General features: G+C 44.7%; 12 protein-coding genes. 9 read left to right on the forward strand and 3 right to left on the reverse strand.

The annotated features are described in order from the left end of the window. Together aspS and Q0389_RS08785 are read right to left on the reverse strand one after the other, a co-directional pair. On the reverse strand, positions 1-912 hold a 912-nt coding region (aspS, locus tag Q0389_RS08780), incomplete at its 3' end, for an aspartate--tRNA ligase (RefSeq protein WP_298693558.1). Positions 913-1,068: 156 nt separating this feature from the next. After that, entirely contained in the window at positions 1,069-1,464 is a 396-nt protein-coding gene (locus Q0389_RS08785; RefSeq protein ID WP_298693559.1) for a P-II family nitrogen regulator, read from the reverse strand. A 222-nt stretch (positions 1,465-1,686) separates the two neighbouring features. On the opposite strand from Q0389_RS08785, the gene Q0389_RS08790 reads away from it, so the two are divergent. From Q0389_RS08790 to Q0389_RS08815, 6 genes are all read left to right on the forward strand, one after another. After that, positions 1,687-2,664 (forward strand): iron-sulfur cluster assembly scaffold protein, encoded by a 978-nt coding sequence (locus tag Q0389_RS08790; RefSeq protein WP_298693560.1) that lies wholly within the window; start codon positions 1,687-1,689, stop codon positions 2,662-2,664. Then, positions 2,574-3,785: an aldo/keto reductase gene (locus Q0389_RS08795; protein WP_298693561.1), complete on the forward strand. Its 1,212-nt coding sequence runs from the start codon at positions 2,574-2,576 to the stop codon at positions 3,783-3,785. Before Q0389_RS08790 ends, Q0389_RS08795 begins: the two co-directional genes overlap by 91 nt. Further along, on the forward strand, positions 3,775-5,433 hold the full coding sequence (locus Q0389_RS08800; protein ID WP_298693562.1) for an FAD-dependent oxidoreductase: 1,659 nt from the start codon (positions 3,775-3,777) through the stop codon (positions 5,431-5,433). The genes Q0389_RS08795 and Q0389_RS08800 overlap by 11 nt, the downstream gene beginning before the upstream one ends. Positions 5,434-5,471: 38 nt before the next feature. After that, complete coding sequence (gene nifT, locus Q0389_RS08805; protein ID WP_298693563.1) at positions 5,472-5,684, forward strand: putative nitrogen fixation protein NifT; 213 nt, start codon at positions 5,472-5,474, stop codon at positions 5,682-5,684. A gap of 166 nt (positions 5,685-5,850) precedes the next feature. Next, complete coding sequence (locus Q0389_RS08810) at positions 5,851-6,678, forward strand: AraC family transcriptional regulator (protein ID WP_298693564.1); 828 nt, start codon at positions 5,851-5,853, stop codon at positions 6,676-6,678. A gap of 7 nt (positions 6,679-6,685) precedes the next feature. After that, entirely contained in the window at positions 6,686-7,660 is a 975-nt protein-coding gene (locus tag Q0389_RS08815) for a diguanylate cyclase (protein ID WP_298693565.1), read from the forward strand. On the opposite strand, the gene nifA is transcribed toward Q0389_RS08815, so the two are convergent. Further along, the gene (nifA, locus tag Q0389_RS08820) at positions 7,657-9,303 is read right to left on the reverse strand and encodes a nif-specific transcriptional activator NifA (RefSeq protein WP_298693567.1); all 1,647 of its coding nucleotides are present in this window, start codon (positions 9,301-9,303) and stop codon (positions 7,657-7,659) included. The two genes, Q0389_RS08815 and nifA, sit on opposite strands and share 4 nt — an antisense overlap. Positions 9,304-9,443: 140 nt before the next feature. Here nifA and Q0389_RS08825 point away from each other — a divergent pair, with 140 nt between their 5' ends. The 3 genes from Q0389_RS08825 to Q0389_RS08835 form a co-directional block, all read left to right on the forward strand. Then, the gene (locus tag Q0389_RS08825) at positions 9,444-9,992 is read left to right on the forward strand and encodes a redoxin family protein (RefSeq protein ID WP_298693569.1); all 549 of its coding nucleotides are present in this window, start codon (positions 9,444-9,446) and stop codon (positions 9,990-9,992) included. Positions 9,993-10,007: 15 nt separating this feature from the next. Continuing rightward, positions 10,008-10,442, forward strand: coding sequence for an ankyrin repeat domain-containing protein (locus Q0389_RS08830; protein WP_298693570.1), 435 nt, complete (start codon positions 10,008-10,010; stop codon positions 10,440-10,442). Further along, positions 10,435-11,343 (forward strand): SagB/ThcOx family dehydrogenase (locus Q0389_RS08835; RefSeq protein ID WP_298693572.1); only part of this gene is annotated, 909 nt, incomplete at its 3' end. The genes Q0389_RS08830 and Q0389_RS08835, both read left to right, overlap by 8 nt.

Raw genomic sequence — 11,343 nt, forward strand, 5'->3', positions numbered from 1 at the left:
GCAACGTGCAAAAATGTCGATTACGTCTACCATTTTGAGGTCATATCGTAAATCCGGTTTGTCCGAACCGTACCATTCCATCGCATCGTTGTATTTGATACGGTTGAACGGTGTATGGATCTCATGACCTGCGGAGGCAAACATCCCGGTAATGAGCTCTTCGGCAACGCGAATGACGTCTTCTTGGTTACAAAAACTCATTTCAACGTCGATTTGCGTAAATTCCGGCTGGCGGTCTGCACGCAAATCTTCGTCGCGGAAACATTTTGCGATTTGGAAATAGCGGTCGAATCCGCCTACCATTAACAGTTGTTTAAACAATTGCGGTGATTGGGGAAGGGCGTAGAATTCCCCCTCATGAACACGGCTCGGGACGAGATAGTCGCGTGCTCCTTCCGGTGTCGATTTGGTCAAGATAGGCGTTTCAACTTCCAAGAAACCTAGGCGGTCGAGGACATTGCGTGCCGCGATAGCCGCTTTTGAACGGAGTAAAAACGTATTGTACGATGACGGATTGCGCAAATCGAGATAGCGGTATTTTAATCGGGTCTCTTCGCCGACGCTATTGTCGCCGATAACGAACGGCACGGGCTCGGAACGATTCTCAATAATCAACTCTTGGACAACCACTTCGATTGCACCTGTTTTTAGACGCGGATTGACCAATCCTTCGCCACGTGCTCTGACGCGTCCTTTGGCAATCAATACGAATTCGTCGCGCACTTCGCTGGCCGTTTTATGCGCATGTGCATTGTCAGCCGGATCGCAGACGAGCTGGATCAATCCGCTCTTGTCGCGAAGGTCGATAAATACGATCCCTCCATGGTCACGATAGCTGTTGGCCCATCCGCATAAGATGACCTCTTCGCCTACGTTCTGTTCATTTAAATCGGTACAAAAATGACTTCTCAAAACAAAGTCCTTGTGAAAATTTTTTGCAATTATAGCGGGAAGAAACTTTCGGTTTGATAATAGCGTGTAAGGCGGGAGTGATTGAGGATTGTGAAATTGTTTAATAATGATGCAACAGCGATACTCCTCAGAGAGGAATATCGCAAAGAAAAGGGTTTAGCTCGAAGGGGTGTCTACCGCTGTGAAAAAAGTATTGCTTTTTGTCGTTGCACGAGGTATCGGTTGAGTTAAAGCCGATTCGTCTTTTTCTCCGGTTCGGATACGTTCGACTTCCAAGACAGGAGTAATCCACATTTTACCTGCACCGTGTCCGAGGTCCTGTGTATGGGCGCGGATCGCTTCCATCGCAATTTCTTTGGTTTTATCGTTGGAAACAACGATAAAAAGCATCACTTTCGGATATAAATCGGGCGCATTGTTTTTCTCCGCTATCCCCAGCGATCCTTTTCCTATGACTTCGGTGACGGTGACACCTTCAATTTCATTATCAAAAAGTTCACGCAAGACGTCATTTAAACAATGTTTATTAAATACAGCAGTAATTTGGACCATAACGGACCCCCTTTAATTTGTTACGAGTTATTATAGATTAATAGCGGCGTTCTGCGCAATAGCTCTTGTCTAAATTATAGACAAAAATACAAAACTGCATCTTAAAATCGAGATAAACCTGCATATTTCATTCTCTGATTTTAAAACACGACAAAAATGTCATACCTCTTGTAGAACACCATTTGCATCAGTTCTGGCAATACACCCATGTAGGAGAAAACAATGGCACGAGACACGTTAATCGGTGGAGCATTATGGGAAGAGTACTCAACAGAAGTACAACGACGGATGAACGATCCTATCAATATGGGAGAGATTACACAAGAAGAAGCGGATGAGGCAGACAAAAAACTGATCATCGCCGATTTCGGAGCAGAGAGCTGTGGAGATGCCGTACGATTGTATTGGATGATCGACCCAAAAAATGACGTTATCGTTAAAAGCCGTTTCAAAAGCTTCGGATGCGGTACTGCGATCGCAAGTTCGGACATGATGGCGGAACTCTGTATGGATAAAACCGTTGACGAAGCTTTGAAAATCACCAATATCGATGTCGAAAAAGCATTGCGTGACGACGAAGATATTCCGGCAGTACCTGGGCAAAAAATGCACTGTTCCGTAATGGCATACGACGTTATCAAAAAAGCGGCATCGATCTATAAAGGTGTCGATATGTCAGAGTTCGAAACCGAATATATCGTATGCGAATGTGCACGCGTAAGCCTCGATACGCTTAAAGAGGTTATTCGTCTTAATAAACTCGAAAGCATTGAACAAATTACCGATTATACAAAGGCAGGCGGTTTCTGTAAATCATGTATTAAACCGGGCGGCCATGAGAAAAAAGATGTTTATCTAGTGGATATGCTTGCGGAAATCACGGCTGAACTTCAAAAAGAAGCGATCAGCAAAAAAATCAAAGAGGCAAAAGGGGACGGTAACTTCAATGCAATGAGTTTGGTTCAAAAACTCCGCAGCATCGAATCGATCCTTGAAGAGTATATCCGTCCTACGCTTAAAGCCGATAACGGCGATGTCGAAGTCATCGATTTGAAAGATGTCGAAGACGGACATGAGCTCTATATCCAATATAAAGGGGAGTGTATGAGTTGTTCGATGAATACGACGACAACGCTTGCCGGTATGCAGGATATGCTAAACTTCAAACTCAAAGCCAATTTGCGAGTGATGGTGGTCTAATGTCGTATGCGACTAAAGATGGAACATTTCGGTATCTCAAAAAATTCGGTAAATATTCAAAAGATTTTTACCGTTTTAACGGAGAGCTATTTTTCCCGTCGTTAGGGATCGGTACTTATAAGCCTGAGCCGTATAAAGAGGATAACTATATTATCAACTTTACCGAGGCGATCAAAACGGCATTACGCAACGGTATCAATCTGATCGATACGGCTATCAACTACCGCTACCAAATGAGCGAACGTGAGATTGCCGAAGCATTGAGCGAGATGTTTAAAAACGGCGAAATAAAACGCGATGAGATCATCATCGCCTCCAAAGCCGGATTTATTCCTCTGGATTTCCCGTTTCCGGAAAATCCTTACGGCTGGATCGAAGAGACGATAGTCGGTACCGGTTTAGCCACGAAAGAGGAGATTGTCATCGATCAACATTGCATGACACCTTCTTATTTACGCTGGAGTTGCGAACAGTCTCTTAAAAATCTTGAAATCGATACAATCGATATCTTTTTTCTCCATAATCCCGAGACACAATTGGGGTATGTGGATCAAGAGACGTTTTATGAGCGTATCGAAGCAGCCTTTAAGCTCTTTGAAGAGTTGATTTCGGAGAAGAAAATCGGTGCGTACGGGATAGCCGCATGGAACGGATTTTTGTACGAAGAAGAACATACAGAATATGTTTCGCTGTCTAAAGTCGTGGAGATCGCACGCAAAGTGGGCGGTGAAAATCACGGCTTTAAATATCTGCAAAGTCCATTCAATCTTGCCAAACCGCATTCATACGGCTATCAAAACCAAAAATGCGACGACGGATTGTATTATCCTTTGATGCACGCTTGTGCACGTTACGGTCTCACTTATATCGGATCATCACCGCTGTTGCAAAAAAATTTATTTAAGCGCCCTTTTGCACCAAAAGTAGGTGAGTTGATGGGAACATCCGATTTGACCGATGTGGCAAGCGCATTGCAGTTTGCACGGAGTGCGGGAGCGATTAGTGCCGTATTCGGTGCAGTAGAGCCCGCACATGTTATCGACAATACAATTTTGGCATATTTGCCGGATGCATCAGGACAGGCGGTTGAAGCATTGATGAAAGACGCGTATGCTATATGACGTTATTGTAGTCGGTAGCGGTATATCGGGTTTATATGCGGCATTGTATGCCAAACGTGCAGGACTGCACGTCGCATTGATTTGTAAAAGCAATCCGCTGCGTTCAAACTCTGCAGTTGCATCGGGAGGTATCAATGCCGTGCTGAAGACAACGGCAGATGATACATGCGACCACCATATCCAAGATACGCTTGATGGAGCGGATAAATTGGCACGTCCAAGTGCCGTTTCGGCGATGGTCAAAGGGGCAGAAGAGATTATCGACGAGCTCATCGCAATGGGTGTTGCTTTTGACTGTCGAGATAACGGAGAGGTTGCCCAACGTCCATTCGGCGGAACATCGGCTAAACGTACCTGTTATATCGCAGATAAAACAGGAAGCGCATTGACTCAGACTCTATTTACCCAGTGCCGTAAAGAGGGTGTTGAAATATTCCCGAATTACGTGATGTTGGGGATTGCCACGTTTAATGAGAAACTTTCCGGAATAACGATACTGCGTCGTAAAGATTCTCATGTCATTGCGTTTGCCTGTAAATCGTTAGTCCTGGCCGGTGGCGGATTCGCCGGAATCTATCGCGGACATTCGACAAATTCCCAAGAATCCAGCGGCGATATGCTGGCGATTGCCTTAAGAGCCAAAATGCGTCTGGCAAATATGGAGTTCGTGCAGTTTCATCCGACGACGCTTCTGAACAGCGGCGCTTTGATCAGCGAAGCGGCACGTGGGGAAGGGGCTTATATCGTCGATGAAAACGGAGAACGTTTTACCGATGAACTGCAGACGCGTGACAAGCTCTCCCGGGAGATCGTTTTGCATCAGCTTGCCGGACATACGGTCTACCTCGATTTCCGTCATCTGGGCGAAGAACTCATCAATAAAAAACTCCCCTCAGCACGTAAACATGCCCTAAACGGAGCCGGAATTGATATTTTAACCGAATTGCTTCCGATTACCCCATCGGCCCATTATACGATGGGAGGGATTTGGAGCCGTAACGATACCTCGACCGATATCGACAATCTGTTCGTCTGCGGCGAGTGCGCTTATAGCGGTGTTCACGGTGCCAATCGCTTGGGTGGTAACAGTCTGCTGGAAGCGGCATATTTCGGACGTGTTGCCGGTATCGAAGCGGCACGTGCGGCAAAAAAAGGGGAGTTTCATCCGATAGATTATGCGTTGGTCGATAAAGAGTCGCGTTATGTCGAGATGATCCTCGAGGGTGAGAGCCGTTTTAACATCAATACCATGCGCCGTAATCTGGGCAATAACCTCTATAAAAATGCGGGGGTTTTTCGAAATCACGACTCTTTAGCCAATGCTTTGGAATACATCCACTATCTGATGAAGATGTCGTCCGGATTATGCTGTGTCAACAAAGAACGCAGCGATAATGTCGAGTTGATCTCTATTATCGAATTCAGAAACTCTTTGACGGTAGCCGAGGCAATGGTTATGAGCGCTTTGGCGCGTGAAGAGAGCCGCGGGGTACACTATCGGGATGATTTCCCCGAAAAAGATGAAAAAAACTATCAAGTCGATACAATAATACGTCGACTGGCAGGGACTTTTCTGCGAATCAGTTTTGAAGGTCATCTCTCATCGGATTGGTGGCATCGGATTAGACAGTTTTTTCACACACGTTAGTGTGATGAATTCATACCATCAAATTTAAAGGAGTGTTAATGGCAAAAGTTATGTTACGTTACGATTCAAAGGGTGCAATCTCTTTCTATGTTGCAAAAAAAGGTATGGAAGAGACTATTATGAGCTCTGAATTCGATACCGAAGAAAAATGGGGCGGTGAAGTAAAACTCAGCAACGGCGAAACATGGTTTATTGATCCATGTGTAAAAAAATTCCCGATCGAAGTCATGGCAAAACGGATCGACGACTAAATTTTAATGCTGCCTGTCTTTTCCATGGACAGGTGTTTTTCTCTATTCTTATCCATTATCTCCCTAAAAAATATTATTGGCAAATTTTTTTCGTTTATTGGCGGAATTTTACAAGACTTTTTCGCATTCGTACTTTATGATTAGCGCAATCATAAGGATTTGATGAATGAATATTGTTTGCTATGAAAGCCCCTCAATCGATTCAGTTTACCATGTCACAACACAGACGTATACAGAGAACCATTATTTTGAGTTTACAGGTGCTCCATCCATTAATGAACATATTATCATTAACGATAATTGTGCTCTTATTAGTTTTGAAATTGACGGTAAGATCTACGAATACGACGGAGATTTGGTTTGCGGTAAATTTACCCATGTTCCCAAAATAAAAATTATTTTTAAAGACACAAATAAAAAACTGCTGATCATCCGTGTCACGTCGTGCGGTCTTTTCAGTTTGACGGATATGCCGGTTTCATCCATCGTTAATAGTGTATTACCCGGATCGATTGTCAATTTTGAAATGGAAATCGAGAACGAACAAGATAGATGTATCCGCTTTGTCGATCTCGATAATGAGAAAATATGTAAAGATAAATCGTATTGCATTACACATGACATAATCCGGTATGTTCATGATAACTTCACCCATCTGCCGACAAATGCTACAAAGGAGATTGCTCAGAAGTTTGCTATCTCGGAAAGTTCGTTGCGCCGATACTTTAAAAAGTATCTTGGTATCAATCTTTCGACCTATATTATGACGATAAAACGTAAAAAGATGGTCAAAGCAATTTTCGAAGAGAATTATGACTCATTGATCGTCCGTGAAAACGGATATTACGACCAGTCTCATTTTTTGAATGATTTTAAACGCATTTACGGTGTCCCTTTGAAACAATACGCAAAAGAATTGCGCCTGATGAAAAAAAGGGAACCTGAACTGATGCAGTTTTTATATCACTGCAATATCGAAAGCAATTTGGAATGAGCTCTTTATGTTGACCAGTGCATTAGCGGCTAATCAATCGACACCGATCGGTGCAATCTTTCAAAATACTCCTCCCGTCAAGGTATTTTCCGAAGATACCCTTTTCCAAGAAGTACTGACCTATTTTACGACGTATTGTGCAGATTGTATTTTAGTCACGGAAGGGACGAAAGCGGTTGGAATTATGACGTTGAAAGATGCGGTGAAATTGCTGAATAATTTTCATTATTTATCGCTTCCCATAAAAGAGTTCATGAGTACCCCCCTACATACCTTCGGCATACAGGCATCCATTTCAGAGGTGATCGATACGATGGCGAATGCCGATTTCGACAAAATTGTCGTAGTGAATGATAATGTCGTTACGGGAGTGATCGATAAACGCCATTTGCAGTCGATATGTTACGAACGTCTTACCCCCTTAATCAAACACGAGTACAGTATGATAAACTCGCTGCTTAGTCTAGTGGATGAAGGGGAACAGGGACTATTAAAAATGGCGACTACCGATACGCTGACGGGGATCGGCAATCGCCGTTTACTGGAAGAAGCGTTTGCCGCCCACCAAAAATTGAAACAACATTACGGGATAAGTTTATTTCTTCTGATGTTTGATATCGATGATTTCAAAGGTATAAACGATACCTTCGGACATACTGTCGGAGATCTCGTTTTGAAAGAGCTTACATTGCAGGTTAGCGGTTCGATTAGGAAATCTGATATCTTTGCACGGTGGGGAGGAGAAGAGTTTACGATTTTGCTCCATTACTCCGATGCCCAAAGTGTCATGAAGATTGCGGAACATCTTCGGGAACGGATCGATCATCACCATTTTGAATCGATTGTCCATGTGACATGCAGCTTTGGTTTAACGAGAGTTCATGCGAATGAAAATTTGGAAGATGTCGTGATGCGAGCCGATAAAGCACTCTATCGTGCCAAATCGGCAGGCAAAAACTGCGTGAGGGCGGAACTCGATTAGAGCTCGATTCCGTATTGTTTGATTTTGTAGCCGATTTGACGGGCGCTCATCCCTAATGCACGCGCAGCTTTGGTTTGAATACCGTGCGAATCGATCAAGGCTTGGATAATCGACTCTTTTTCGAGTTCCTGCAAACTTTTGCGGGTTACCGGTGTTGACGAAGCCGGTGCCGAATGATTTGACATCGGGGCAGGAATCGGTTCGTGATGCACCATCGGTGCCGGTGCGGCAGCAGGTGCTTCATTTTGCATGTAGATGCGTTGATAATTGAATGGCAATACATGCGAAAGCATCTCCGGTTGAATCTCGCCGTCCGGGCAGATCAACACGATACGCTCCATTGTATTTTGAAGTTCTCGAATGTTACCCGGCCACGGATAATCCAAAAGCAATTCCATCGCCTGTTTGGTGAAATGCATCGTTTTACGGTGCTCTTTCATAAAGCGGTGAAGATAGTGTTCAATGAGCAATTTGACGTCTTCGTAGCGCTCGCGAAGCGGAGGGAGATTGATCGGAATAACATTCAGCCGATAGAAAAGATCCTCCCGAAACTCCCCCTTGCGCACCATCTCTTCTAGATTTCGGTTAGTCGCCGCAACAAGACGTACATTGGTTTTTATCGTTTTGGTACCGCCGACGCGCTCGAATTCCTGTTCCTGTAAAATACGCAAAAGCTTGACTTGCAGAGCAGGGGTAATATCCCCGATTTCATCGAGGAACAATGTCCCGCCGTCTGCTAATTCGAATCGCCCTTTTCGCATCTCGCGTGCATCGGTAAAGGCCCCTTTCTCATGTCCGAAGAGTTCGCTTTCCAGCAGCGTTTCACTGATGGCGGCGCAGTTTAGTTTGATAAACGGGCCGTTTTGACGACGGCTGAGATTGTGCACCGCAGTTGCGATCAACTCTTTACCCGTTCCGGTTTCACCGCGGATCAGAATCGTGGCATCGGTAGGTGCAACGGTATTGATCATACTGAATACCTGTTGCATGCGTGTCGATTTTCCGACGATGTTTTCAAATTTATACTCTTTTTGCATCTCTTCTTTGTAGTACGTTTTGAGCTCGCTTAGAGACTCTTTTTCTTTGGTAAACGTTTGTTGTACTTTTAAGGCACCTACGAAGAGGGAACCGACAATGGTAAGCATACGTACAATTTCGTCAAAGTTTAGAGGGCTGTTTTTACCGATATTGGCAGAGATGACGCCGATAACGGCTTCGTCCTGCAAAAGCGGAACGGCGACGTAGGAAACCATCTGAGTCGAAATATTCCCCATTTTATTAAGGTAATTAATATTGTTGTGAATATTTTCGATGACTATCGGTTCACGGCTTTTTGCGGCAAGTCCGGTTGCCCCTTCGCCGAAACGATAAGAGGCCATTTTCTTTTGATACGGTTCCAAATCAATGGAGCTAAGAAGCTCCAGCTCGTCGGCATCCTCTTTTTTTCGGAAGAGGGCGCACCGTTCCAGATAACCGTGCTGTTTCAAACGGCGCATCGCCTTTTCAATGCTCTCATGGATATCGGTACTACTGTTAAGCATGACGGCGATTTCATAAAGGATATTAATCTCTTTATAGGCAAAGGTGAGTGTACAGGTTTGGCACTCTTCTTTGTTCGGAATATTTGCGTCAAATGTCATCATAGTGCAATCTTTGTCTCTAAGTTATAGAGTAATTGTATTACAAAATGCGACAATGAACCCTTATTCAGCTGAATAAAAAATAGACAATTTGTAGAACTGTATTTGCACTGTATGATGAAAATCAATCAGTAGGAGTGAGTATGCAGATCACGGTTCATGGAACACCGACCCCGTTGGAAGGGAAGGAGATGACTATTTGGCGCGAAGCGCCTGCGGCAAGAGTAGCAAATTTGGACGGTACCCAAAATGTTATCGGTATGATCGCCCCTACGGCTCAATTATTGATAGCAATTCCATCACTTAAAACAGAAGTGTGTTCGCTCGGAGCCAAAAAGTTCAACGATTTGATTAAACAGTTCAAAAAATTGAAAACAGTTATGGTAACGACCGATGATCCTGAATTTGTCAACGATTTTGTTACACGTGAAGGGATCGACAGTGCGGAAATCGTTATCGATTCAAGCCGCGATTTCGCTAAAAAATACGGTTTGTTAATCACTGAAGGGAAACTCAAAGACAGATTGGCACGCGCCGTATTCGTTATCGATCAGGAAGGGATGATCAGCTATAAAGAAGTAGTTGCCGAAATCACCGATGAAGTCGATTATGACAAATGCATCGAAGCGGTCGATAAAGCGGCTAATTTCAAGAAAAAAGGGCACGACCACGAAAATTGGATGGGTGTCTAAGCAAGCGGGGACACAATGGTAGAACAATACATCACATGGTTGAATGAACGGGGATTTCACCCGGACGATCTTGAGAGCCGCGGATTCAACGGAAATACTCCTTTACTGATGGCGGCATTGGAAGGCAATGCTATGATGGTATCGCGTCTCATTGAAGCGGGAGCGAGTCTTTATGCGATCAACAATGATTTTAACGGTGTATTGTTCAACGCATGTTATGCCGACAAACCCGAAGTGATCCGTTTGTTGATCGAAGCGGGTGCCGATATCAACGATACGAATGAGGAAGGGACGACTGCATTGATGTATGCCGCATCGGCGTCCCGACTCGATTGCGTTCGAATGCTGATTGCTTTGGGCGCGGATACCAAACTGCATAATGAAGACGGATTCAGTGCGATCGAACTTACCAGCAACCGGGAAATCTTCAAAGAACTCCGCAGTGCGTGAGTCGACGTCGCTCACTCCCCTGAAAGTTGCCCAAAAAACGACTTTTCTGGAGTGGGATTCCCAACCTTCGCTTTTTAAACACTATCCAGCTTTCTGCTATCGCATCGATGAAAATCCGACACTCGAATGGCTGTTCCATATCCGAAGCGTTACCTCGAGCGTGATGATCGGAAAAAAGCCCTATCACCGTTTTAACGTTCCCTCAGCCGGTAATCTGCATCCGATTGAAATGTATGTTCAAATACGCAATATTGCCGGCGTTTTAGACGGTATCTACCATGTGGACCCGTTGAATAGGCAGATTGTTTTGATACGGGAGATCGAAAGAGACGGGATTGAACGTGCTATCGGTCTTGAAAACCGTTTCAACGGTTTCATTGTCATGTTTTCGATGGTGCCGTTCCGATCGTTTTGGAAATACGGACTCCGTGCCTGGCGGTATTGTTATTTGGACCTCGGACATCAAATCGGTGCATTGTGTGCCGTGGCGCACCATTTCGGACTAGCCGCTACAAAATTGTCCGATATCCAGCATCATCTCCTTAACCTACAGATGGGGATGGGGGAAGATGAATTCATTGCGGCCGTGTATCCGTTCGGAGAATCCGGAAAAAAGCCGGTTACGGCGCTGGAAACGGAATCGATGAGAGTCTCTCCGTGCGATTATACGCAGCGCGAGCATGTGTTAAGCGATGCTATTGTGAGCGAAGTGCCGTATACGCGCTGCATACCCGAAACAATTTGGAACGGTTCCATCAGTTGCAGCCGCCGCAGTGCGCGGGAATTTTATCCTCCGGCGATGGAAGATGATGTGCTCGCTCAGATTGTCGATACGGAGCATGAAACGTCGTTAGAAGTGGTTCATATTGTCTTGCAGGCACAAACGATGCAATGCGGTGTG

This window comes from uncultured Sulfuricurvum sp., from assembly GCF_937936435.1.
Classification (GTDB): Bacteria; Campylobacterota; Campylobacteria; order Campylobacterales; family Sulfurimonadaceae; genus Sulfuricurvum.